18 protein-coding genes and 2 pseudogenes are annotated in these 22,823 nt (G+C 65.5%); 12 read left to right on the top strand and 8 right to left on the bottom strand.

The features are described from left to right. Window positions 1-5: 5 nt before the first annotated feature. From LK440_RS00705 to LK440_RS00690, 4 genes are read right to left on the bottom strand one after another with little or no spacing between them, the layout of a single operon-like run. The gene (locus LK440_RS00705) at window positions 6-842 is read right to left on the bottom strand and encodes a tRNA threonylcarbamoyladenosine dehydratase (protein ID WP_005016457.1); all 837 of its coding nucleotides are present in this window, start codon (window positions 840-842) and stop codon (window positions 6-8) included. Beyond that, window positions 839-2,209 carry an efflux transporter outer membrane subunit gene (locus tag LK440_RS00700; RefSeq protein WP_005016458.1) on the bottom strand — a complete coding sequence of 457 codons (1,371 nt, stop codon included), beginning with the start codon at window positions 2,207-2,209 and terminating at the stop codon, window positions 839-841. Before LK440_RS00700 ends, LK440_RS00705 begins: the two co-directional genes overlap by 4 nt. After that, the gene (locus LK440_RS00695; protein WP_005016459.1) at window positions 2,206-4,173 is read right to left on the bottom strand and encodes a MacB family efflux pump subunit; all 1,968 of its coding nucleotides are present in this window, start codon (window positions 4,171-4,173) and stop codon (window positions 2,206-2,208) included. Before LK440_RS00695 ends, LK440_RS00700 begins: the two co-directional genes overlap by 4 nt. Then, entirely contained in the window at window positions 4,170-5,351 is a 1,182-nt protein-coding gene (locus LK440_RS00690; RefSeq protein WP_005016461.1) for an efflux RND transporter periplasmic adaptor subunit, read from the bottom strand. Before LK440_RS00690 ends, LK440_RS00695 begins: the two co-directional genes overlap by 4 nt. 430 nt (window positions 5,352-5,781) lie before the next feature. Here LK440_RS00690 and LK440_RS00685 point away from each other — a divergent pair, with 430 nt between their 5' ends. The 6 genes and pseudogenes from LK440_RS00685 to purU all read left to right on the top strand — a co-directional run bounded on the left by LK440_RS00685 (window position 5,782) and on the right by purU (window position 10,795). Continuing rightward, the gene (locus LK440_RS00685) at window positions 5,782-6,918 is read left to right on the top strand and encodes an MFS transporter (RefSeq protein WP_005016462.1); all 1,137 of its coding nucleotides are present in this window, start codon (window positions 5,782-5,784) and stop codon (window positions 6,916-6,918) included. Between the two features lie 35 nt (window positions 6,919-6,953). After that, window positions 6,954-7,580 (top strand): annotated as a pseudogene (locus LK440_RS00680) (gamma-glutamylcyclotransferase). A 70-nt stretch (window positions 7,581-7,650) separates the two neighbouring features. Then, window positions 7,651-8,283, top strand: a complete 633-nt coding sequence (gene pdxH, locus LK440_RS00675; protein ID WP_005016467.1) for a pyridoxamine 5'-phosphate oxidase — start codon at window positions 7,651-7,653, stop codon at window positions 8,281-8,283. 10 nt (window positions 8,284-8,293) lie between these two features. Further along, window positions 8,294-8,797, top strand: coding sequence for a flavin reductase family protein (locus LK440_RS00670; protein ID WP_005016471.1), 504 nt, complete (start codon window positions 8,294-8,296; stop codon window positions 8,795-8,797). Between the two features lie 5 nt (window positions 8,798-8,802). Next, a complete protein-coding gene (locus LK440_RS00665; protein WP_005016474.1) occupies window positions 8,803-9,912 on the top strand; it encodes an NAD(P)/FAD-dependent oxidoreductase in 1,110 nt (369 codons plus the stop codon). A 28-nt stretch (window positions 9,913-9,940) separates the two neighbouring features. After that, a complete protein-coding gene (purU, locus tag LK440_RS00660; protein ID WP_005016475.1) occupies window positions 9,941-10,795 on the top strand; it encodes a formyltetrahydrofolate deformylase in 855 nt (284 codons plus the stop codon). Between the two features lie 9 nt (window positions 10,796-10,804). Here the strand turns inward: purU and ggt are convergent, their stop codons facing one another. Continuing rightward, the gene (gene ggt, locus LK440_RS00655) at window positions 10,805-12,541 is read right to left on the bottom strand and encodes a gamma-glutamyltransferase (protein ID WP_005016477.1); all 1,737 of its coding nucleotides are present in this window, start codon (window positions 12,539-12,541) and stop codon (window positions 10,805-10,807) included. 97 nt (window positions 12,542-12,638) lie between these two features. Between ggt and LK440_RS00650 the strand changes: the two genes are divergently transcribed. Next, window positions 12,639-13,538, top strand: coding sequence for a LysR family transcriptional regulator (locus LK440_RS00650; RefSeq protein ID WP_005016480.1), 900 nt, complete (start codon window positions 12,639-12,641; stop codon window positions 13,536-13,538). A 100-nt stretch (window positions 13,539-13,638) separates the two neighbouring features. Here LK440_RS00650 and LK440_RS00645 read toward each other — a convergent pair whose 3' ends face one another. After that, window positions 13,639-14,619, bottom strand: coding sequence for a tripartite tricarboxylate transporter substrate binding protein BugE (locus LK440_RS00645; RefSeq protein ID WP_005016482.1), 981 nt, complete (start codon window positions 14,617-14,619; stop codon window positions 13,639-13,641). Window positions 14,620-14,842: 223 nt separating this feature from the next. Here LK440_RS00645 and LK440_RS00640 point away from each other — a divergent pair. Beyond that, window positions 14,843-15,733 (top strand): annotated as a pseudogene (locus tag LK440_RS00640) (AEC family transporter). Between the two features lie 54 nt (window positions 15,734-15,787). Here the strand turns inward: LK440_RS00640 and fumC are convergent. Continuing rightward, window positions 15,788-17,179: a class II fumarate hydratase gene (fumC, locus tag LK440_RS00635; protein ID WP_005016485.1), complete on the bottom strand. Its 1,392-nt coding sequence runs from the start codon at window positions 17,177-17,179 to the stop codon at window positions 15,788-15,790. A gap of 148 nt (window positions 17,180-17,327) precedes the next feature. On the opposite strand from fumC, the gene LK440_RS00630 reads away from it, so the two are divergent. Together LK440_RS00630 and LK440_RS00625 are read left to right on the top strand one after the other, a co-directional pair. Further along, complete coding sequence (locus LK440_RS00630; protein WP_005016487.1) at window positions 17,328-17,861, top strand: bifunctional alanine racemase/tRNA (adenosine(37)-N6)-threonylcarbamoyltransferase complex ATPase subunit type 1 TsaE; 534 nt, start codon at window positions 17,328-17,330, stop codon at window positions 17,859-17,861. Beyond that, entirely contained in the window at window positions 17,792-19,168 is a 1,377-nt protein-coding gene (locus LK440_RS00625) for an N-acetylmuramoyl-L-alanine amidase (RefSeq protein ID WP_005016489.1), read from the top strand. The genes LK440_RS00630 and LK440_RS00625 overlap by 70 nt, the downstream gene beginning before the upstream one ends. A gap of 75 nt (window positions 19,169-19,243) precedes the next feature. Here LK440_RS00625 and LK440_RS00620 read toward each other — a convergent pair whose 3' ends face one another. Beyond that, a complete protein-coding gene (locus LK440_RS00620; RefSeq protein WP_005016496.1) occupies window positions 19,244-19,876 on the bottom strand; it encodes a VTT domain-containing protein in 633 nt (210 codons plus the stop codon). A 119-nt stretch (window positions 19,877-19,995) separates the two neighbouring features. On the opposite strand from LK440_RS00620, the gene mutL reads away from it, so the two are divergent. Further along, the gene (mutL, locus tag LK440_RS00615) at window positions 19,996-21,849 is read left to right on the top strand and encodes a DNA mismatch repair endonuclease MutL (RefSeq protein ID WP_005016498.1); all 1,854 of its coding nucleotides are present in this window, start codon (window positions 19,996-19,998) and stop codon (window positions 21,847-21,849) included. A gap of 2 nt (window positions 21,850-21,851) precedes the next feature. Continuing rightward, window positions 21,852-22,802 carry a tRNA (adenosine(37)-N6)-dimethylallyltransferase MiaA gene (gene miaA, locus LK440_RS00610; protein ID WP_025341252.1) on the top strand — a complete coding sequence of 317 codons (951 nt, stop codon included), beginning with the start codon at window positions 21,852-21,854 and terminating at the stop codon, window positions 22,800-22,802. The last annotated feature ends 21 nt before the right edge of the window (window positions 22,803-22,823 follow it).

Here is a 22,823-nt window from a genome sequence, read left to right as displayed (position 1 = left end):
GCGCCTCAGCCGCCTGTAGCGGGCGCGGCCAAAATGGCCTGAACGGCCTCGTTGGCCGCCGCCATCCCCATGGCGGCCGTCACCATGACGACCGAGCCGTAACCCGCGCATGACAGCCCTTGCGGCGCACCGTCAGGAGCCGGCTCGGCGGTCTGCCAGGCTGACGGCAGAATGGCCGGCTGATCAAACCACAACGCGCGCACACCCATGCGCGGCACGCGCTTGAGGGCCCGCCCCTGCGCATCGCTGCCCCGCGGATACCCCTGCTCGCGCCGCAATGTATTGCGCAACTTGGACAGCAGCGCATCGTTGACGGCCTGGGACAAATCGCCAGCGCGCAAGGTGAGCGGGTCGGTTTTGCCCCCGGCGCCGCCGCACAACAGCATGGGCAGGCCGCGCGCCCGCGCATACAGCACCATGGCGATCTTGGCCGCTGCCTGATCGGTGCAATCGACGATCATCGCGTACTCGCCGGCCAGCACCTGTCCTACATTGCCCGGCTCGACAAAATCTTCCACCCGGGTCAGGCGGCACTCCGGGTTGATGGCCGCAATGCGTTCGGCCATCGCGTCCACCTTGGCCTGTCCCACGGTGGAACTCAAGGCATGGATCTGGCGATTGACGTTGGACTCGGTGATATTGTCCAGATCGATCAGCGTCAGGGCGCCGACCCCGCAGCGCGCCAGCGCCTCGGCGGTCCAGGAGCCCACGCCGCCCAAGCCCGCCACCGCCACATGCACGGCGCGCAGGCGGGCGGGCGCCTCGGGGCCATAAAGGCGGGCCAGGCCGCCGAACCGGCGCTCGGCGTCGATATCGCAGGAAACAGTGTCGGGCAGAATCATGGCCCGTATTGTCCCACGATGGCGTCGCCCCCCAGCGCCTGATAGACCTGGACCTGGTTACGCAACTGCTGCAGGCGGTTTTCGTCCACGGCGACTTCGGCGGCGCGGCGTTTTTCCTGCGCATCGAGCCAGATACGCAGCGCCACCGCACCGGCGCGCCAGCGGGTTTCGTACAGACGCTCCACCTCACGGGCGGCTTCCAGCGAGTCCTGCAGCAAGCGCGCCCGCTGCGCCAGTTGGCCGCGCGCCGACAAGGCATTCTCCACGTCGCTCATGGCCTGATAGAGCGCCTGACGGAACTGCGCCACCAGAATCTCATAGTCGGTTTCGGAGATTCGGATGTTCAGCCGCATCTGGTTCCAGTTCAGAAACGGCAAGGCCAGCCCGGCGCCCAGCGCGGCGACCGGATTGGCCAGCAGGTTGCCCAGCGAGTCGCTGGCCGAGCCCAGCGCGCCGGTCAACGTCAGCGGCGGGTAATAGCTGGCGCGCGTGGCATCCGTGGCCGCCACCGCGGCACGCAGGCGTGCCTCTGCCGCGCGCAGATCGGGCCGCCGGGCCAGCAATTGCGCGGGCAGGCCAGGATCCACACCGGGCAGCGGCCCCTGCGGCAGCCGCTGCGGGTCGGCGACGATGCGATCCGGTGGCCCGTCAAACAGAATGGTCAAGCCATTGATGGCCTCCACGCGCTGTTGCAGCAACTCGGTGTGCGTGGCTTGCTGACTGGCCAGCGTCTGCCTGGCTTCGGCGACTTCCAGGCCCGAGGTGCCGCCTGCGGCGTACTGTGCCTGCACCAGTTCCAGCGTGCGGCGTGCATACGCAATGCTTTCGCGGCTACTGGCCAGCCGCTGGTTCAGGTAGGCCGTCTGCCAATAGAGCTCGGCCGTGGTTCCGGCCAGCGCAAGTGCCGCCGCCTGCCTGTCTTCTTCCGTGGCCACGGCCTGCCATTGCGCCGCATCACGCGCACGCGCCAGACGGCCCCAGAGGTCCAGCTCCCAGCTGGCGGCAAGTTCGACATTGGTGGTCCGGACGCTGGCTCGCCCCCCATCCAGGTTGCGGCTGCGGTTGAAGCTGCCCGTGCCACTGACCGTGGGATAAAGATCGCTTTGCGCCAGCCCGGCCTGCAGACGCGCACGGCGCACCGTCAACGCGGCCACGGTCAGGTCGTTGTTGCGCGCCAGCGCCTGTTCGACCAATGTATCGAGCACCGGATCCTGGAAATTGCGCCACCATTGGCCGCCGGCAGGCGCCACAGCGGCGGCCCCCTGCCCCTGCTGCCAGTGTGCGGGCGTCTGCACCTGGGGACGCTCGTAGGGCGTGTGCAGGCATCCAGCCAGCAACAGGGACGTCAGAAGAAAGACTGGCTTCATTCTCGTGCCAACGATTCGATGGGATCCAGACGCGCCGCATTGCGCGCCGGCAGATAGCCGAAGGCCACGCCGATCAGCGTGGAGCAGACAAAGGCGGCCACCATGGACGCGCCCGAATAGACCATCTCGAAGGCGCCGCGCGTGGCCTGAGAGACCAGCATACCGATCGACAGCGACAGCAGGATGCCCAACAGCCCGCCGATCAGGCAGACCAGAATGGCCTCGATGAGGAACTGCTGCATGATGTCGCTGCGGCGTGCGCCCACCGCCATGCGCACCCCGATCTCGCGGGTCCGCTCGGTCACCGACACCAGCATGATGTTCATCACGCCGATGCCGCCGACCACCAGCGAGATCACGGCGATCAACGACACCAGCAACGTCAGGGTGGCCGTCGTGCGCTCGATCGTCTGACGAATCGTGTCGGTGTTGAAGACAAAGAAATCCTTCGTCCCGTGCCGCTGCTGCATGAGCGTCGTGATGGCGTCTTCGACGGCCTTGGTCGGCATGCTGTCGCTCACCCGCACGGTGATGCTGAGCAGATGCTGCTGGCCCAGGATGCGGCTGAGCGCGGTGGTGTAGGGGATCCAGACATGCAGGGTATCCGCATTGGCGAACAGCGTCTCCTGCGGCCGGGTCACGCCGATCACCCGCGCGGGCACCGAACCCAGGAAAATCACCTGCCCGATGGGATCGGTGTGATTGCCAAACAGCGTCTTGCTGGTATTGGTGTCGATCACCACGTCCTGGCTGCGGCGCGTCACGCCGGTCTCGTCGAAGAATTGTCCTTGCGCAATACTCACGCCGCGCACCCGGAAATACTGCGCGCCCACCCCCTGCACCGAGCCATTGACCGATACATTGCGATAACGCAGCGTGGTGGTCGTGGACACTTCGGGCGATACGCTATCGGCATAGGGCTGGCGCGCCAGGGCCTGGGCGTCGGCCGGCACCAGCGTGCGGATGGTGGCCGCTTTCTCGTCGCCAAAATCCTTGCCCGGGAAAATATCCACCGTGTTGGTACCCATGGCGCTGATGTCGCTCAGAATCTTCTGCCGCGACCCGGTGCCCAGCGCCACCACCGACACCACGGCGGCGATGCCGATGATGATACCCAGCATGGTCAGGCAGGTACGCAGCCGGTGGGCGTTCATGGCCAGCAGCGCCATGCCCAGGGCCTCGCGGCCCCGGTCCAACCAGGCTCGCCATGGCCGTTGCGGCGGTTTGTCTGCGTCCGGCCCGGCGTCGCCGGCCAGCGCGGCGCGCGCGGGCGCATCCGGATTGGCGCGGTCCGACACGATGCGGCCATCGCTGATCTCGATGATGCGTCGTGCATGGCGCGCCACGCTCATATCGTGCGTGACCAGCACGATGGTGTGTCCTGCCGCATTCAGCTCCTCGAGAATGCGCAACACATCCTGACCCGTCTGGCTGTCCAGCGCGCCGGTGGGCTCATCGGCCAGAATGACCCGCCCGCCATTCATGAGCGCGCGCGCAATGCTGACCCGTTGCTGCTGCCCGCCGGACAATTGCCCCGGCCGATAGTCCAGGCGCTCGGCCAGACCGAGCCGCCGCAGCAGCCCGGCGGCGCGCTGCTGGCGCGGCCCGCGCGCCAGCCCGGCATAAATCGCCGGCATCTCGACGTTGCCCTGCGCGGTCAGATCCGCCAGCAGGTGGTAGCGCTGAAAAATGAAACCGAAATGCTCACGCCGCAACTCGGCCAGTTCGTCCGGACCCATGCTGGAGGTTTCGCGCCCGTCGACGCAATACACGCCGCGCGACGGCCGGTCCAGGCAGCCGAGCAGATTCATCAGGGTGGACTTGCCCGACCCGGACGCGCCCACGATGGCCACCATCTCGCCAGCCTCGATCTCGAGATTGACCTCGCGCAAGACGGCGATGACCTGATCGCCGGCGGCAAACTCCCGCCAGACATCGCGTAACTGGATCAGCGCGCCGCTCACGGACGCCCCGCCGGCATGGGCGCCGAATCCGCCGACACCACGCTCTCGCCTTCACTGAGCCCGTCGAGCACTTCGGCCATGACGTTGTTGTTCATGCCCACGCGGATCTGACGTTCCTGCGGCTGCCCGTCCTTGCCCACCACTCGCACCCAGTAACGGCCGTCTTCGTCTTTCTTGCCCAAGGCCGACGACGGGATCTGCAGCACCTGGCTGGCCTCGCCCAGCACCACGAACACCTGCGCCGTCATCGAAATCCGCAACACCTCGTCCGGATTGGGCACGTCGAACAGCCCGTTGTAGTAGACCGCCGAAGAGGTCGACGTGCTGGAACTGCCGGTCAGTGCAGAAGTGCTTTCGTCGCGTTGAATGGAGTCCGGCGCCGGTTCGATGGCGCGCAGCACGCCGTAATGACGGGTATCCGGCTCGCCCAGAATGGTGAAGTACACCTTCTGGCCGGGATGCACCCGCGTGACGTCGGCCTCGGAGATCTGGGCTTTGACCGTCATGGTGCCCACTTGGGCGACCTTGATGATGGTCGGCGCGCTCTGGATGGAGTTGACCGTCTGGCCCTCTTTGGTCACCACCGCAACGACCTTGCCGTCCATCGGCGAGACGATGCGTGTATACCCGAGATTGACCTTGGCCTTGTCCACCTCGATTTCGGCCTGCGCGATCTGCGCCTGCAGGACCACGATGTCGGCACGGGTGACATGGAGCGTGGCCTCGGCCGACTCGTACGACTCGCGCGAACTCGCATCGGCAGCCAGCATCTTGCGCTGACGCGCATAGGCCTGTTCGGCCTGCTTGAGCGTGGCCTGCTTGGCGCGCAGCTCGGCCCGCCGGGTCTCCAGCGCCGCCTGCGCATTACGCAACTCGTTTTGCTGCGTCATGTCGTCGATCTCGGCGATCAACTGGCCCTGCTTGACCTCATCGCCCAGCTTCACCTTGAGCGACTTCAGTTGGCCGGAGACCTGGGCCCCCACGCTGACCTGGCGCACGGCTTCCAGCGTCCCGCTGGCCAGGACACTGTTCTCCAGATCACCGCGTTTGACGGTGGCCGTGGCAAAGGTGGGTGCCGCCGCGCCGGGAAACACCAGCCATTTGATCAACAAAGCGGCGGCCAACAGGCCGACGGCGATCCACACATAGCGCTTGAAGCGGCCGGAGTTGGCTTTCATCGACACCCTTGGGGCACTGCCCCTGAACAAGAAGAAGTTTTATCTGCGAGCTGTCCGCATTCTACGGGGCCGGTGACAAAGCCGGCATCAGGCGAGATAGCTGACACCCCAACGGTCTAAACCTAAAGCGTTGTATGCAGGACACACCCCCTGGCCCGTGACAACGCGGAGCTGCCGCCAGGCACCGCGCGTTCTGGCGCCAAATGCCTCTAACTTACTGCCAATCTCACGCTTGGTGCCGCGTACCGCACCGTGGCGGCCTTCTCGTGCCGGGCTTGCGCTTGAGGCGGATCCCCGGGCTTGCGCCTCGACACTCGCCGACGTTAGGCACAGAATCATTGCAATAGCCGTGTCCAAGCCCCCCGAAGCCCCTTCGCATTCATCGTCCGGCTCCGCATTCCGAGGAGCCAGTTGGCTGTGCCTGCTGGCCATGTTCAACCACGTGGCCCTGACCGGCGGCCGTATCACCGTCTCGCTGACTGCGCTGCAAATCGGTCTGTCCACCTTCAAGGTCGGCACGCTGGTCGCGGTGTTCGCCGTGCTACCCATGATTTTCTCGGTCCATGCCGGGCGCTGGGTGGACAAAGTCGGGGTTCGACGCCCGCTCATCATCGGCACCTCGCTGGTCACCCTGGGCACTGCCCTGCCCTTTCTGACGACCACCCAGAGCGCGCTGCTCATTGCCTCCTGCTGCATCGGCATCGGTTTTATGTTGCATCAGGTGGCGACCCAGGATCTGCTGGGCCACGCCGAACCCCGCGAGCGCCTGCGCAATTTCTCCTGGATGTCGCTGGCGCTGGCGGGTTCGGGCTTTTCCGGGCCACTGATCGCCGGCCTGGCCATCGATCACCTTGGCAACCGCATGGCCTTCGGTCTGTTGACGCTGGGGCCCCTGCTATCCATTGGCGGTCTCTACCTCCTGCGCCGGCGCCTCACGCGCGCCGATCAGGCGCTGGCCGGCGCCAGCACACAGCGCGCCGCGCAAAAGCGCCGGGTCACCGAACTGCTGGCCGTCCCTCCCCTGCGGCGCGTGCTCATGGTCAACACCATCCTGTCCGGCGCCTGGGACACGCATCTGTTCGTCGTGCCCATCTTCGGGGTTGCCTTCGGGCTGTCGGCCACCACCATCGGTCTCATACTCGCCGCCTTCGCGGCGGCAACATTCGTCATTCGTCTTCTTCTGCCCGTCATCCAGAAGCGCGTACGGTCGTGGACCCTGGTGCGTGTAGCCATGGCGACCGCGGCCGTCGACTTCATGCTTTACCCGTTTTTCACCGACGTCAGCACCCTGATCGTGCTGTCTTTCATTCTTGGCCTGGCCCTGGGTTGCTGCCAACCGAGTATGCTTTCAATGCTGCATCATTATTCGCCGCATGGGCGCGCAGCCGAAGCCGTCGGGGTCCGCATGGCCCTGATCAATGCGTCGCAGGTCACCCTGCCGCTGACTTTCGGCGCTCTGGGCGCAATCATAGGCGTGGCGCCGCTGTTCTGGGCCTATGCCCTGGCCCTGACGGCCGGGGGCTGGTTCAACCGCCATCCGCCGCAAGATACTGAAATGCCGTCGTGACCTCGCCGTTTTCTGCCTCCGCCGACGCGCCTGTTCTGTCTGGCGCCTCCACCCCCTTTCGCCTCTAGACCCCCGAAGAGCGCCGTGCGTCGCTCGACCGCGCCCTGGCGCACTGGCGCAAGGATCAGGATCTCTGGGTCTATGGTTATGGCTCCCTGATATGGCGCCCGGATTTCGCCTTCGAAGAGCGCCGCCTGGCCATGCTGCGCGGACATCACCGCGCGCTGTGCCTGTGGTCGCGCGTCAACCGCGGCACCCCCGAGTGCCCGGGCCTGGTCTTTGGGCTGGACCGTGGCGGTTCCTGCCGCGGGGTGGTCTACCGCCTCGCCGGCGCCCAAGTACCGGAATATTTCCCCGCGCTTTGGGATCGGGAAATGTCCACCGGCGCCTACCTGCCGCGCTGGATCAACTGCCAGACCGAGACCGGCCCGGTTCAGGCGCTGGTCTTCATCATGAACCGCGCCAACCCGGCCTATATCCGCGCCCTGCCTGAAGACGAGGTGTTGGCCATCGTGCGCCGCGCGGCCGGGCGGTACGGCCCCTGCACGGACTACGTGGTCGAGACGGCCCGCGCCCTGCGCGCCGCAGGCATCCATGACGCGCGCCTGGAGGGCCTGGCCCGCCATCTCGAACGTGACCCGCGGCAAACGCCCGCGATCTGACGGCCGCCCCGGGGAAACCCGCGGCGGTTGGCGGTAAACTGACAACTTCCCCACGCCACCGCTGACCATCATGTCCGTTTCCGATCTGCGTCAAAGCTATGAAAGAGGCGTCCTGCTGGAAAACCAGGCCGCCATTGCTCCTCTGGACCAGTTTGCGCTGTGGTTCGACGAGGCCATCGCCGCCAAGGTCCCCGAACCCAACGCCATGACCCTGGCCACGGTCGATGCCAGCGGCCAGCCGTCGGCACGTATCGTCCTGATCAAGGGTTACGACGACCGGGGCTTTACCTTCTTCACCAATTACGACTCGCGCAAAGGCCAGGACTTGCTGGCCAACCCGCGCGCCGCGCTGCTGTTTTTCTGGCAGCCGCTCGAGCGCCAGGTGCGCATCGAGGGAGTCGTCGAGCGCGTCTCGCCCGAAGAGTCCGAAGCCTATTTCAAAAGCCGTCCGGTCGGCTCGCGCATCGGCGCCTGGGCATCGAACCAGAGCCAACCTGTCACGCGCGACGACCTGGAAGCGCGCGAACGCGACTTCCGCTCTCGCTATGGCGACGACCCGCCGCGGCCGCCGCACTGGGGCGGCTATCGCCTGGTGCCGACGTGCTTCGAATTCTGGCAAGGCCGCCCGTCGCGTCTGCACGACCGCCTGCGCTATCGCGCCGATGGCAAGCAGGGCTGGGTGATGGATCGCCTCTCGCCCTGACGCCTGCCGAATGTCCCCTCTTACCGAATTTGATGCCGCATTCTTCCGCACCGCACTGGGGCGATTTGCCACGGGCGTGACCGTGGTCAGCACCACCGGCCTGGCCGGCGAACGCATCGGCATGACCGTCAGTTCGTTCAACTCGGTTTCGTTGAATCCGCCGCTGGTACTCTGGAGCCTGTCGCGCACGTCCTCGTCGCTGCCGGCCTTCCTGCAGTGTCAGCATTACGTGGTCAACGTGCTGTCGGCCGAGCAGATCGCCCTGGCCCGCCATTTCGCCACCGGCACGACCAGCGAGCGTTTCAACGGCCTGCCCGAGATCAGCGCGCCTCACGGCACACCGCGCCTGGACGACCGCAACGCCGCCTGGTTCGAATGCCGCAACCGCAGCCAATACGAAGAAGGCGACCATGTCATCATGGTCGGCGAGGTACTGGCCTGCGGCTGCAGCACCGAAGACCCGCTGGTCTTTCATGCCGGCGGATTCGATCTCACTCCTGCCCGTCAGACCTGAACGCCATGAACACCGACATCGATTGCATTGTCATTGGGGCCGGCGTCGTCGGCCTGGCCATTGCCCGCGCACTGGCGCTGTCCGGCCGGGAGGTCCTGGTGGCCGAAGCCACCGAAGCCATCGGCACGGGCACCAGCTCGCGCAACTCCGAGGTCATCCATGCCGGCATCTACTACCCGGCAGGCAGCCTGAAGGCACGCCTGTGCGTGCGCGGCAAACACCTGCTCTACGAATACTGCGCCACGCGGGGCATCGGCCACCATCGTCTGGGCAAACTCATCGTCGCGACTTCCGAAACCGAGGCCGCCAGCCTGGCCGGCATCGCGCAGCGCGCCGCTGCCAATGGCGTGGACGATCTCCAGCCGCTGAGCGCACAGCAGGCCCAGGCGCTCGAACCCGCACTGCGTTGCACGGCCGCGCTGCTGTCGCCGTCGACAGGCATCGTCGACAGCCATGCCCTGATGCTGTCCTACCAGGGCGAGGCCGAAAACGCGGGCGCGCAGTTCGTGTTTCACACCCGTATGCTTGGCGCGCGCGTGCGCGCCCAAGGCGGCTTCGACGTGGACTTCGGCGGCCCCGAGCCCATGACACTGAGCTGCAACGTGCTCATCAACAGCGCCGGGCTGCATGCCCCGACGCTGTCGCGCCGCATCGAAGGCCTGCCGGCGGCCAGCATCCCGGCCGAATACCTCTGCAAGGGCAGCTACTTCACGCTGGCCGGTCGGACACCCTTTGGCCGTCTCATCTACCCGGTGCCGCAACACGCCGGCCTGGGCGTGCACCTGACGCTGGACATGGGTGGGCAGGCCAAGTTCGGTCCCGATACCGAATGGATTCCGGTCGAGGACTACACCTTGCACCCCGAGCGCGCGGACGTCTTTTACGAGGCTGTGCGCCGCTATTGGCCGCAATTGCCCGACCATGCGCTCGCACCCGGCTACACTGGCATCCGGCCTAAAATCTCGGGCCCTCACGAACCGGCCGCAGACTTCATGATTTCGGCGCCGGCCCAACATGGCATCGCCGGCTTCGTGGGCCTGTATGGCATCGAATCCCCCGGCTTGACCTCCAGCCTCGCGCTGGCCGAAGAAACCCTGGCCCTGCTGGTCGGCTGATCGTACCGCTTTTATTGATCCCAAGAACATGCAGCACAACGACTACATCCTGACCCTGTCTTGCCCTGACCGTACGGGCATCGTCTATCGCGTCAGCGGCCTGCTGTTCGAACTGGGTTGCAACATCCTCGACTCGCAGCAGTTCGGCGACGAAGAAACGGGGCGCTTTTTCCTGCGCGTGCATTTTGACCTGCCGGGCGAAGGCAACGCCGCGATGCTGCGCGAAACCTTCGCCACCGTGGCGACCGACTACGGCATGGACTGGCAGATTCATGATGCGCGCCAGAAGCCGCGCCTGCTCATCATGGTGAGCAAGCAGGGCCATTGCCTGAACGACCTGCTGTTCCGTGTGGGCAGCGGCCAGTTGCATGCCGAGATCGCCGCCATCGTGTCCAACCACGATGACTACGCCGGGCTGGCCGCGTCATACGGCATCCCGTTCCATCATCTGCCCGTGACGGCCGACACCAAGACGGCGCAGGAACACCAGGTGCTGGAGCTGGTCGAGCGCGAACGCATCGATCTGGTGGTATTGGCCCGCTACATGCAGATCCTGTCGGCCGACCTGTGCCACGCACTGGCCGGCCGCGCCATCAATATCCACCACAGCTTCCTGCCCAGTTTCAAGGGTGCACGCCCCTATCACCAGGCGCATGCCCGTGGCGTCAAGCTCATTGGCGCCACCGCCCATTACGTCACCTCCGACCTGGACGAAGGCCCCATCATCGAACAGGACATCGAGCGCGTAGACCACACCATGACGGCGCAGGATCTCACGCAAGTCGGTAGCGACATCGAGTCCATGGTGCTTTCCCGTGCCGTGCGCAGCCACGTCGAGCACCGTATTTTGCTCAATCGCAACAAGACCGTCGTCTTCCGCTAGGACGGGCCGTCAGCGCCCGAGCGCGACCCCTTCGCGGCGCGGATCGGCGCCGCCCGCCAGCCGCCCGGGCTCGATCATGATGCCCTGCACACCGCTGGTGAACTCCACCATCTCGACCTTGTGCCCCAGCGCGCGCAGGCCTGGCGCCAGGGCCTGCAACGCACTGCCCTGCTCCAGCTCGGTCGCCTGATTGCGGCTGCCCATGTTGGGCAGGGCAATCGCGGCCTGGATGTCCAGGCCCCCGTCGATCACCCCCACCAAGGTCTTGGCGACATAGTTGATGATGGCGCTGCCGCCCGGCGACCCCAGCGCCAGCCACGGCTTGCCCGAGCGGAATACGATCATCGGCGCCATCGAGCTGCGCGGCCGCTTGCCGCCCTCGATACGATTGGCCACTAACCGGCCCTGGGCATCGCGCCACGAGGACGAGAAATCCGTCATCTCGTTGTTGAGCAGAAAGCCGTGCACGAAGATCTTGCTGCCAAAGGCCGATTCAATCGTGGACGTCATGGACACAATATCGCCGTGGTCATCGACGGCCACCAGATGGCTGGTGGACGGCACCTCGAAGGCATCGTCTTGCGCACGCGCCTGACGCAATCCCTCCGGGTCGCCGGGCAGGGCGTGCCGCATGCTCCGATCCGCACGGATGAGCGCGGCACGCTGGCGCAAATACTCAGGATCGAGCATGGCCGCCGTGGGCACCGGCACGAACTGCGGGTCGGCCACATAAACATCGCGGTCGGCAAAAGCAAGCCTGCCGCTTTCGGCGAAATAATGCACCGTACGTAGCGATTGCGCACCCTGCAGTCGGTAGGGCTGCAACTGCCCCAGTATCTGCAGTACCGCCAACGGCCCGCTGCTCGGCGGCGGTGGACCGCACAGCCGGTAGCCCCGATACCGCCCACAGATCGGCTCGCGCCTGACGGCCTCATAGCCCGCGAGATCGGCCTCGCTCAAATCGCCCGGCTGGGGATGGGACCGCACGGCAGCCACGATATCGTGCGCCACCTCTCCCGTGTAGAAGGCATCCGGCCCTTCCGCAGCGATGCGCCGCAGCAGGCGGGCAAACGCAGGATTGCGCATCACATGGCCTTCTGGCCAGGCTTGGCCCTGCTCATCCAGAAAATACGCCGCCGCAGCGGGCTGCGCAGCCAATTGAGGGCTGCTTTGGATCAGCGTGTGCAAGCGTGGCGAGACCGCAAACCCTTGCTCTGCCAGGGCAATGGCTGGTGCAAACAGATCGGGCCAGGGCAAGCGCCCCTTGTCGGCGTGCGCCAGAGCCAGGCCGCGCAGCAGCCCCGGCGTGGCCACGGCGCGGCCATTATTGACGGCCTCGGCAAAAGGGATAGGCTTGCCTTCGCGCAGAAACCGATCCGCCTGCGCGGCCGCCGGCGCGGTCTCCCGGCTGTCGTAGGCGATCAGTTCATGCGTGGCAGCGTCGTAGTGCAGCATGAAAGCACCGCCCCCGATGCCGGAGGACTGCGGCTCGGTCAGGTTCAGCACCAGTTGCGCGGCAATCACGGCATCGACCGCGCTACCGCCGCGCGCCAACATCGCCTCGCCCGCCTGACTGGCCAGCGGGTTGGCCGTGGCGATCATGTATGTGTGCGCGATCGCCAGCGACTTGGCCTGATACCCGCTGGCACCCTCCGGATTCACGTCCCGCGCCCACGCCGGCCCACACGCCAGCAACGCCAGGACCAGGCTGGCAAATACGGTGTAACGGGCAGATAAACGCGGCATTGCAGCAGTCTCGACGGGATGGGCGTAAGCCCCCATCTTAAGCCGCCGGCTGAGCTTTCGGCCTTAAAATCGGTTTTTTTGGATTCTGCCGACCGCCATGCGCTTGCGCCATATCGAAGTGTTCGAAGCCATCCGACGCACGGGCTCGCTGACCGAGGCCGCCGCGGCGCTGCACATTTCGCAGCCAGCGGCCAGCAAACTGCTTGCCCATGCCGAAGCGCAGCTTGGCTTCAAACTGTTCGAGCGCGTCAAAGGCCGACTGGTCGCCACGCGTGAGGCCGATATCCTTACCCCGGAAATCGCCCGCCTCAACAAGGACCTCAACAGCGTGCGCAGGCTGGCGGCCTCGCTGCGCGAAAGCCCCTATGGCCACCTGCGGCTAGGCTGCGCCCCGGCGCTCGGCCTGGGTCTGCTGCCGGCAGTGGTGCGCGCTTGCCGCGACGATCATCCCGGCCTGACCTTCGACATTCATACCCACCACAGTGCCGAGCTCGTACAGGGCCTGCTGGCGCGCGAGCTGGACTTGGCCGTCACTTTCGACACCAACGCGCATCCCGGTCTGACACGCAGCGAGCTGGGATACACCTCGCTGGTACACCTGAGCCGCCAGGCAGGCCAGGGGCCCGCGCGGCTGGCCGATCTGGCCGAGGACACCCTGATCGTCCTCGATGCGCGCGACGCCTCCGGGTCGCTGCTACAGGCCGCGCTCGATACGCTGGGACTGGCGCCCACGGTGGCCATACAGGTGCAGACGCATTATGTCGCCTGCGCCCTGGCCGAAGCGGGCTGCGGCCACGCCATCGTCGACGCCATCACCGCGCGCGCCATGCTGCGCCCCGGCATGACGGTGCGGCCCCTGGAGCCTGCGCTGCGCGTGCCGATCGGCATTCTGACGCGCAGCCGCGACCCGTTGCCCACGCTCTACCAGGACTTCGTCGACCGTCTGCGCGCGCACTGCCGGGCCCTGGAGCGTGCCGGCCTGCCCCGCACCGACTAGAGCCGGGTGTGCGTCGGACTCCGGCAAATCGCAACACAGGTCCGCAGCAAATGAAAAAGCCGTGTAAATACACGGCTTTTTCGCCACGCTCAGGCCGGGATCAGTCCAGCTTGATGTTCTGCTTCTTCACCACATCAGCGGCCCAGTCGTACTGTTCCTTGATCTCCTTGGCGAATTCTTCCGGCGTATTGCCCGACGGCGCCGAACCCTGGTCATCCAGCGTCTTCAGGACCTTGGGATCCTTCAGAGCGACCACGGCCGCGTCACGCAGCTTGGTGACGATTTCCGGCGGGGTGCCCTTCGGTGCCAGCAAGCCATACCAGACCGGCTGGTTCAACGCTGGGAAACCCGCTTCGGCAAAGGTGGGGACATCCTTAATGGCGTCGATGCGCTTGGGCCACGCGATGGCCATGGCGCGCAGCTTGCCCGCCTGGATCTGCGCCATCGACGACGGCAGGTTGTCGAAGATCAGTTCGATCTGGCCGCCCACGGCATCGGCGACGGCCGGGCCCGAACCCTTGTAGGGAACGTGCACGATGTCCGTACCGGTGCCCATCTTGAAGGATTCACCCATCAGGTGCAGCACGCCGCAGGTGCCCGAGCTGCCATACGAATACTTGCCGGGGTTCTTCCTCAGTTCTTCGAGAAAGCCCTTGAAGTCCTTGGCGGGGAATTTCGGATTGACCGCCACCACGTTGGCCGTATTGGCGAAGTTGGTGACAGGCTGGAAGTCCTTGATCGGGTCATAAGGCAGATCGTTCGGGCGGCAGGCCGGGTTCACGGCCATGGTCGACACGGTCGCGATCGACAGCGTGTAGCCGTCCGGAGCTGCGCGCGCCGCTTCCGCCGCGCCAATGGCGCCACCTGCGCCGCCCTTGTTTTCGACCACCATGGGCTGACCCAGCTCTTGGGACATGCGCTGGGTAACGATACGGGCGATGATGTCGGTCGAACCGCCTGGTGCGAAAGGCACAATCACGCGTATCGGCTTGTCCGGGTAGTTGGCGGCCTGCGCGCCGGCGGCTGCGGCAACGCCCATGGCCACGGCCAACGCCTGAACGAGAGTACGTGTTTTGATCATCGGTGAGTTCCTCCTGATAAGCAGCGCCACGCGTGAGCAGCGCTGGTGTGCGGGATCGGCCATCTGTAGACGGCCTCTGTCTGTATGGTTATTTGCGAACGCGATCTGCGTCTGCCGCTGTCCGGGGGGCCGTACAGCGTGCGTTCGATGTCGCAGAATAGCAGCAAACGACGCACACGCGGTAGGATTCAGCCTTGCCAAACACCTCGCCCCGCGCTGAACCATGTCGGTTGCCCTCCTCGTTTTGCCCGATTTTCTACTGGTCGCCCTGGGCTGGGTATTGCGTCACAGGCTGGGTTTTACGCGCGAATTTTTCGCAGGCTGCGAGCGTCTGGTGTACTTCGTGCTCATTCCGGCGCTGCTGTTTCAGTCCATTCTGCGCACGCCCATCAGCGCGGGCAATGCCGTACTGCTGCTGCAGGCTGCCTTTGCCGTGATCGCTGCCGGCGTGGCGCTGTCCTAGCTGGCCGCCCCGGTGCTCAAACCGCAGCCCATGGCCCTGGCCTCGGCGGCACAGTGCGGCTATCGCTTCAATACCAACATCGGGCTGGCCCTGGCGGCCAGCCTCAACGGCGCTGCCGGCCAGACGGTCATGGCGCTCATCATCGGGTTTGCCGTCCCCATGGCCAATATCGCTGCCGTCTACGGCCTGGCCCGGCATAACGGCAACAGACTGCTGGGCGAACTGGCCCGCAATCCCCTCGTGGTCTCCACGCTGCTGGCCCTGGCCTGCAATCTCGCCGGCATGTCGCTGCCCGGCCCGGTGGACACCGTACTCGGGCGACTGGGCGCGGCCGCCATCGCCCTGGGCATCATGTGCGTGGGCGCCAGCCTTTCCTGGGAGGGCGGACGCGGGCATGGCCGTCTGATCACCTGGATGCTGGTCGTCAAACTGCTGGCGCTGCCGCTGGTGGCTCTGGGCGTGGCGCGGCTTTTGCAGATGCCCGCCCTGGAGGCCCGCATGTTGCTGTTGTTCACCACCCTGCCCACGGCCTCGGCCAGCTATGTTCTGGCCATGCGCATGGGCGGAGACGGCCGCATGGTGGCCGTTCTGCTGTCGCTGGGCACCCTGATCTCGGCGCTGACCATCCCACTCTGGCTGATGGCAGGCTGAAAAAAAAGTGCCGCCCGCCTTATAGGGCGGGCGGCACGTATGCCATGCCTGGAATCAGGTCTTGGCGTTGGTCATGTTGCCGGGCACCACCCACTCGGCAAACTGCTCTTGCGACACATGGCCCAGCGCCAGGGCGGCCTGCTTCAATGACAAGCCCTCCTTGTGCGCCTTCTTGGCAATCTGCGCGGCCTTGTCGTAGCCGATATGCGGATTCAGCGCCGTCACAAGCATCAATGAACGATCGACCAGCTCGGCGATACGCTCCAGATTCGGCTCGATCCCGCGCGCGCAATGCGCGTCGAAACTGGCCATCCCGTCCGTCAGCAGGCGCACCGACTGCAGGAAATTGTGGATAATCACAGGCTTGTAGACGTTGAGCTCGAAATTGCCGCTGGCCCCACCGATGTTGATGGCCACGTCATTGCCCAGCACCTGTGCCGACAGCATGGTCAGGGCTTCGCACTGCGTCGGGTTGACCTTGCCCGGCATGATGGAGCTGCCTGGCTCGTTTTCCGGGATGCTGATTTCGCCCAGACCCGAACGCGGGCCGCTGGACAGCCAGCGCACGTCGTTGGCGATCTTCATCGCGCCCGCAGCCAGTGCCTTGAGCGCGCCATGCGCAAACAGCAACGCTTCGTGCGAGGCCAACGCCTGGAACTTGTTCGGTGCCGACACGAAAGCCACACCCGTGTCGTGCGCCAGCGCGGCCGAGACCTTGGCGCTGAATTCCGGATGGGCATTGAGCCCGGTGCCGACCGCCGTGCCGCCGATGGCCAGTTGATGCAGCCCAGGCAGCGTGGCGCGGATCTGCGCTTCGGCCAGGTCGAGCTGGGCAACCCAGCCGGAAATTTCCTGGCCCAGCGTCAGCGGCGTGGCATCCTGCAAATGGGTGCGGCCGATCTTGACGATGTCATAGAAGGCAGCACTTTTTTCCGCCAGCGTCGCGCGCAGCGTCTTCAGCGAAGGCAGCAGGTGCTGCTCGACCTGCACGGCAGCGGCCACATGCATGGCCGTGGGGAACGTGTCGTTGGACGACTGGCCGCGATTGACGTGGTCATTGGGGTGCACCTTGCGCGCTTCGCCACGCACCCCGCCCAGAATCTCCGAGGCGCGGTTGGCCAGCACCTCGTTCATGTTCATATTGCTTTGCGTGCCCGAGCCGGTCTGCCAGACCGACAGCGGAAACTCGTTCGGCCATTTGCCGGCGATGACTTCGTCGGCGGCGGCGATGATGCCTTTGGCGATCGCGGGGTCGAGCTCACCGAGCTCGGCATTGACCTGGGCGGCGGCGCGCTTGAGCTGCGCCATGGCGGTGATCAGCGGCACCGGCATTTTTTCGGTGGAAATCGCAAAAAAATGCAGCGAACGCTGGGTCTGCGCGCCCCAAAGATGCTCGTCAGGGACTTCGATTGGGCCGAAAGTGTCTTTTTCGGTGCGGGTCTTCATGAATCACGGCTCCGTAACAACGAGACAATCCTGCCAGGTCGGATCCGGCAAGAACAATGAGAATCACTATCAACTCGAAAGCGTAGCAGAAAGATAGCTCTTCCTATAATCCGACTCACCAATTTGTTTTTACCACCTGGTCGCCGCCATGTCCGCTCCGCTTGCCCATCTCGAACTGCATCTGCCCGACGAACACGCCACCGACGCGCTGGCTGAGAAACTGGCGCCCCTGGTCAATGGCGCCAACGGCCCGGCAGGGGGACGGATACACCTGCGGGGCGACCTGGGCGCCGGCAAGACCGCGTTCACCCGGGCGCTGTTGCGCACAAGCGGCATCAAGGGCCGGATCAAAAGTCCGACCTATGCCCTGCTTGAATCCTATAAAGTTTCTAACTTATACTTCTATCACTTTGATTTTTATAGACTTAGTGATACGCGAGAATGGTTGGACGCAGGATTTCGCGATTTACTGCGTGACGACGCCGTCGTTTTGATCGAATGGCCCGAGCGGGCCGGTGCGTTTTTACCGGTGCCGGATCTGGAGATCGCCCTGCTTCATACCGAGCAGGGACGCGATGCCAACCTGACCGCCTACACGGCCCGAGGACAAACATGGTTGAACGCGATTGTCCCTCCGATAGCGGCGCACTCCAGCCACGCGCCGCCACGCGCCGACGCCTGATCAGCGTCGCGGCAACGCTGCTCGTATTGCCGGTCCTTCCACGGCTGGCACATGCGGCCACCATCCTGGCCGTTCGCACCTGGCCGGCCGAAGAGTACACACGCGTGACGCTGGAGCTCGACCGCGAGCTCAAGGCCGAGCAATTCACCCTCGAAAATCCGCACCGCCTGGTGGTCGACATCGAAGGCTTGACGACCAACGCCGCGCTGAACGATCTGGTGGCCAAGGTACGGCCGGGCGATCCCTACATCCAGGGCCTGCGCGTGGCGCAGAATCGCCCCAACGTCGTGCGCCTGGTATTCGATCTGAAGCAGGCCGTCGCGCCGCAGGTCTTCACGCTCAAGCCCGTGGGCGATTATCAATACCGCCTGGTGCTCGACCTCTATCCCAAGATTGCCCAGGATCCGCTGGTCGCCGTCCTGAACAAATCGGCCAGCCCGGATGTCGACGACCCGCTGGCCCGCGTGCTTGACGAGATTTCGCGCAATCAGCCCACGCCCGCTCCCGCCCCGCTGGCGCGCGGCCAGGAGCCCGCGGCGGCACTGCCAGTGCCCACGCCCAAACCGGCGACACCCGCACCGGGTCGGACGCGCCGTCGCATGCTCACCATCGCGCTGGATCCCGGCCACGGCGGCGAAGACCCGGGAGCCATCGGCGCCACGGGCTTGCGCGAAAAAGACGTGGTGCTGCGCATCGCACGCCGCCTCAAGACCCTGATCGATGCACAGCCTGCCATGCGGGCCTATCTGACACGCGACGACGACTACTTCGTGCCGCTGCATGTGCGGGTGCAAAAAGCGCGTCGTGTGCGTGCCGACCTGTTCATCTCCATTCATGCCGACGCCTGGGTCAAACCGTCGGCCAATGGTTCCTCGGTGTTTGCGCTGTCCGAGCGCGGCGCATCCAGCACGCAGGCGCGCTGGATGGCCGACAAAGAAAACGCGGCCGACCTGATCGGCGGCGTCAACCTCGGCAGCCACGACCGTCAGGTCGCCAAGGTGCTGTTGGATCTGTCGACCACCGCGCAGATCAATGATTCGCTCAAGGTAGGCACGGCCTTTCTCGATGAGATAAAAAAGATCAACCGCCTGCACAAGAACCATGTCGAACAGGCCGGTTTCGCGGTGCTCAAGGCGCCGGACATTCCATCCATCCTGGTCGAAACGGCCTTCATCAGCAACCCTGAAGAAGAATCCAAGCTGCGCAGCAATGCGCACCTGGACAAGCTGGCCCAGGCCATGCTGACCGGCATAGATCGCTACTTCACGGCCAACCCGCCGCTGGCCCGCATGGCGGATGTCAGCTGAGATCGGCAGGCAACAAAAAATCCATCCCTCGGGATGGATTTTTTTTCGCCGATGGCAGCGCTGTCGTGCCCGCGCTCAGCGGGCGTTGCCGTTGCGCCGTCTGCCTCGCACCACGCGCAGGGCCGCCGCCGCGGCGACGGGTACGACGGCCGCGGCCAGGCCGAGCAGGACGATGGTATTGAGGTGGTCCCTGACAATCGGAATGTTGCCGAAGAAATAACCGGCCGTCACCAATCCCACGACCCAGAGCAAGGCGCCGGTGATATTGAAAAACTGGAACCGCGCCTGCGGCATCTGCGCCACGCCGGCCACGAAAGGCGCGAACGTGCGCACCACGGGGATAAAGCGCGACATGACAATGGTTTTGCCGCCGTGCTTCTCGTAGAACACATGCGTTTTGAGTAGCGCGCCGCGATCCAGAAAGCGCACATTCATGGTGAAGGCCCGAGGCCCGACCGCACGGCCTATCCAGTAATTGAGCGTGTTGCCCGTGATGGCGGCAATGACCAGCAAAACACCCAGCAGCACCGGATCGATGGCCCCATTCACGCCGAAAGCGCCAGCGATGAACAGCAACGAATCACCCGGCAGAAAAGGCAGCACGGCCAATCCGGTCTCGGCGAAAACGATCAAAAACAATACCAGGTAGACCCATGCGCCATACTGCTCGATCCAGACACCAAACGTCTGATCGATGTGCAGGATCATAGAGAGAAAATCCATCGTCCGCGAGCGCCCCAGCCTTGCCTAGAAAAGAAGAGACACTATAGCCCAGCGGCAGGCAGGGGCTAAAATCAGCGCTCTTTCCTGCCTGTTCCCCGCCCGCCATGTCCGATCGCCGCTCCATTGCTCAACTTCCCGACCTGCTGATCAGCCAGATTGCGGCCGGTGAAGTCATCGAGCGGCCAGCGTCGGTGCTCAAGGAGATCCTGGAGAACGCCATCGACGCCGGCGCCCGCGCCATCGAGATCCGTCTGGAAGGTGGAGGCATTCGCCGCATTGCCGTCAGCGACGACGGCTTTGGCATCCCTCCCGACGAACTGCCGCTGGCCGTGGCACGGCATGCAACAAGCAAAATACGGTCGCTGTCGGAACTGGAGTCCGTCGCCTCCATGGGGTTTCGCGGAGAGGCGCTGGCCTCTATTGCGTCGGTGGCCCGCCTGAGCATCATTTCGCGCGTGCGCCAGGGCGAGCATGCCTGGCAGATCGACGCGGCCAGCGGCGAGATCAGCCCCGCCTCCGGGCCGGCCGGCACCACGGTGGATGTGCGGCAACTGTTCGACAACGTCCCCGCACGGCGCAAGTTTCTGCGTTCCGAGGCGACCGAATTCGGCCATTGCCTCGATGCCCTGGAACGCATTGCGCTGGCCAATCCGCACATCGCCTTCCGGCTGTTTCATCACGACAAGGCGCAACGCCAATGGCTGCCCGCCGATCCGGGCCAGCGTATCCGCGATGTGCTCGGCGCCGAGTTCGCCAGCCAGGCGCTGCCCGTCGACACGCGCTATGGCGCCATCGGCCTGATGGGCATGGTGACCCGCCCGACCGCGGCACGCGCGCGCGCCGACCGCCAGTACCTCTATGTCAACGGCCGTTATGTGCGTGACCGCACGGTCAGCCATGCCTTGCGCAGCGCCTACGCCGACGTGCTGCATGGCGACCGCCAGCCCGCCTACGTGCTCTATCTCGACGTGGACCCGGCCGCCGTGGACGTCAATGTCCATCCGGCCAAACATGAGGTGCGCTTTCGCGACAGTGGCGCCGTGCACCGATTCGTGGCGCAAGTGGTCGGCCAGGCGCTGGCGCAGACCGGCGGCTCGCAACTGCCCGAACCGACGCCCCAGGCGGCCGTCACGACAGACGCACCTGCCGAAGCGGCCCGCGCAGAACAGCCCCTGCCCCCGCCCATGCTGCCGCCCAGCTCCTATGCGCCCGCCACGCGCCCGCATACGCAGGTGCCTTTCCGTCTGCAGGAGCCTGAGGGTGTTGCCGCCCGCGACTGGCAATCCCTCTACCGCCCGCTGCCCGAGACGGCCGCCGCTACGCCCGGGCTGGCGGAAGCCGCCGCGGCGGCCAGCGCCTTGCCCGAGCATGAAGAACAGCCCTTGGGCATGGCGCTTGGTCAATTGCACGGCATCTACATCCTGGCGCAGAACACCCGCGGTCTCATCCTGGTGGACATGCACGCCGCGCACGAACGCGTGGTCTACGAGCAACTCAAGCGTGCGCTCGACACACGCAGCCTGCCTCGTCAGGACCTGCTGGTGCCCGTGGTCTTTCATGCGCAGGAAAAAGACGTCGCCCTGGTCGAAGAGTTTGCCGACCCGTTGGGTGAGCTCGGTTTCGAGATGCGCCCGGCCGGCCCGAACGCCATCGCCGTGCGCAGCGTCCCGGCCTTGCTGGCGCGCGGTGACATCGAAAGCCTGGCGCGCGCGGTGCTGCGCGACCTGGGGTCGGTGGGCGAGTCCCGGCTGCTGACCGAACAACGCAACGAACTGCTGTCCACCATGGCCTGCCATGGCTCGGTGCGTGCCAACCGTCGCCTGAGCCTCGAGGAAATGAATGCGCTGTTGCGCCAGATGGAGGCCACCGAACGCGCCGACCAGTGCAACCATGGCCGGCCCACCTGGATACAGTGGTCCGTGAGCGACCTGGACAAACTGTTTCTGCGCGGACAATGAGCATGACCTCGCCCCCCCTGATCTGCCTGGCCGGCCCCACCGCCGCGGGCAAAAGCGCCGCTACCCTCGCCCTGGCGCAGCGCTGGCCGCTGGAAATCATCAACGTCGACTCCGCGACCATCTATCGCGGCATGGACATTGGCACGGCCAAACCATCGCTGGCCGAGCAAGCCCAGGTGCCGCAGCATCTGCTGGATATCCGCGACCCGGCCCAGGCGTATTCCGCCGCCGAGTTCCGCGCCGACGCCTTGCGCCTGATCGCCGACATCCGGCAGCGCGGACGCATTCCGTTGCTGGCCGGCGGCACCATGCTCTATTACAAAGCGCTGCGCGAAGGCCTGGACGACCTGCCCCAGGCCGATCCGACCCTGCGCGCGCAGCTCGAGGCCCAGGCGGCCGCTCAAGGTTGGCCAGCCCTGCATGCCGAGCTGGCGCTGCGCGACCCGGTGACCGCGGCCCGGCTCTCGCCCAATGACAGCCAGCGTATTCAACGTGCGCTGGAGATCTGCCTGCTCTCTGGCCAGCCCATGTCATCGCTGCTGACCGGCGCCGCGCGCCAGCCGGCCGGCGATCATCAGTTCCTGACCATCAGCCTGGAGCCCGCCGACCGGGCCGGTTTGCATGCCCGTATCGAGCAGCGCTTTGACGCCATGCTCGGCGACGGGCTGGTCGATGAAGTGCGCACACTGCATGCGCGCGCGGACCTCAATCCCGGCCTGCCTTCGGTGCGCTGCGTCGGGTACCGCCAGATCTGGGCTTATCTGGATGGCGAGCTCGCCCTGGACGACGCGCGCGAGCAAGGCGTCGCCGCCACGCGTCAACTGGCCAAACGGCAACTGACCTGGCTGCGTGCCCAGCCCGAGCGCCGGGTCATCAACTGCCTGGCGCCGGGCACCGCTGCGCGCGTGGTCGACCTGGCTGCGCCCTACCTCGACGCCGCCATCCACACGTGAAAGCATGAAAAAACCCGCTGA

It is taken from the genome of Bordetella holmesii (assembly GCF_020735985.1).
In the GTDB taxonomy this organism is placed as follows: domain Bacteria; phylum Pseudomonadota; class Gammaproteobacteria; order Burkholderiales; family Burkholderiaceae_B; genus Bordetella; species Bordetella holmesii.
This window is presented reverse-complemented; position numbering and strand designations above follow the sequence as displayed.

Coding starts and splice junctions, on each gene's coding strand:
- LK440_RS00705 (WP_005016457.1), bottom strand. CDS start 842: ATGATTCTGCCCGACACTGTTTCCTGCGATATCGACGCCGAGCGCCGG.
- LK440_RS00700 (WP_005016458.1), bottom strand. CDS start 2,209: ATGAAGCCAGTCTTTCTTCTGACGTCCCTGTTGCTGGCTGGATGCCTG.
- LK440_RS00690 (WP_005016461.1), bottom strand. CDS start 5,351: ATGAAAGCCAACTCCGGCCGCTTCAAGCGCTATGTGTGGATCGCCGTC.
- LK440_RS00685 (WP_005016462.1), top strand. CDS start 5,782: ATGTTCAACCACGTGGCCCTGACCGGCGGCCGTATCACCGTCTCGCTG.
- pdxH (WP_005016467.1), top strand. CDS start 7,651: ATGTCCGTTTCCGATCTGCGTCAAAGCTATGAAAGAGGCGTCCTGCTG.
- LK440_RS00670 (WP_005016471.1), top strand. CDS start 8,294: ATGTCCCCTCTTACCGAATTTGATGCCGCATTCTTCCGCACCGCACTG.
- LK440_RS00665 (WP_005016474.1), top strand. CDS start 8,803: ATGAACACCGACATCGATTGCATTGTCATTGGGGCCGGCGTCGTCGGC.
- purU (WP_005016475.1), top strand. CDS start 9,941: ATGCAGCACAACGACTACATCCTGACCCTGTCTTGCCCTGACCGTACG.
- ggt (WP_005016477.1), bottom strand. CDS start 12,541: ATGCCGCGTTTATCTGCCCGTTACACCGTATTTGCCAGCCTGGTCCTG.
- LK440_RS00650 (WP_005016480.1), top strand. CDS start 12,639: ATGCGCTTGCGCCATATCGAAGTGTTCGAAGCCATCCGACGCACGGGC.
- LK440_RS00645 (WP_005016482.1), bottom strand. CDS start 14,619: ATGATCAAAACACGTACTCTCGTTCAGGCGTTGGCCGTGGCCATGGGC.
- fumC (WP_005016485.1), bottom strand. CDS start 17,179: ATGAAGACCCGCACCGAAAAAGACACTTTCGGCCCAATCGAAGTCCCT.
- LK440_RS00630 (WP_005016487.1), top strand. CDS start 17,328: ATGTCCGCTCCGCTTGCCCATCTCGAACTGCATCTGCCCGACGAACAC.
- LK440_RS00625 (WP_005016489.1), top strand. CDS start 17,792: ATGGTTGAACGCGATTGTCCCTCCGATAGCGGCGCACTCCAGCCACGC.
- LK440_RS00620 (WP_005016496.1), bottom strand. CDS start 19,876: ATGATCCTGCACATCGATCAGACGTTTGGTGTCTGGATCGAGCAGTAT.
- mutL (WP_005016498.1), top strand. CDS start 19,996: ATGTCCGATCGCCGCTCCATTGCTCAACTTCCCGACCTGCTGATCAGC.
- miaA (WP_025341252.1), top strand. CDS start 21,852: ATGACCTCGCCCCCCCTGATCTGCCTGGCCGGCCCCACCGCCGCGGGC.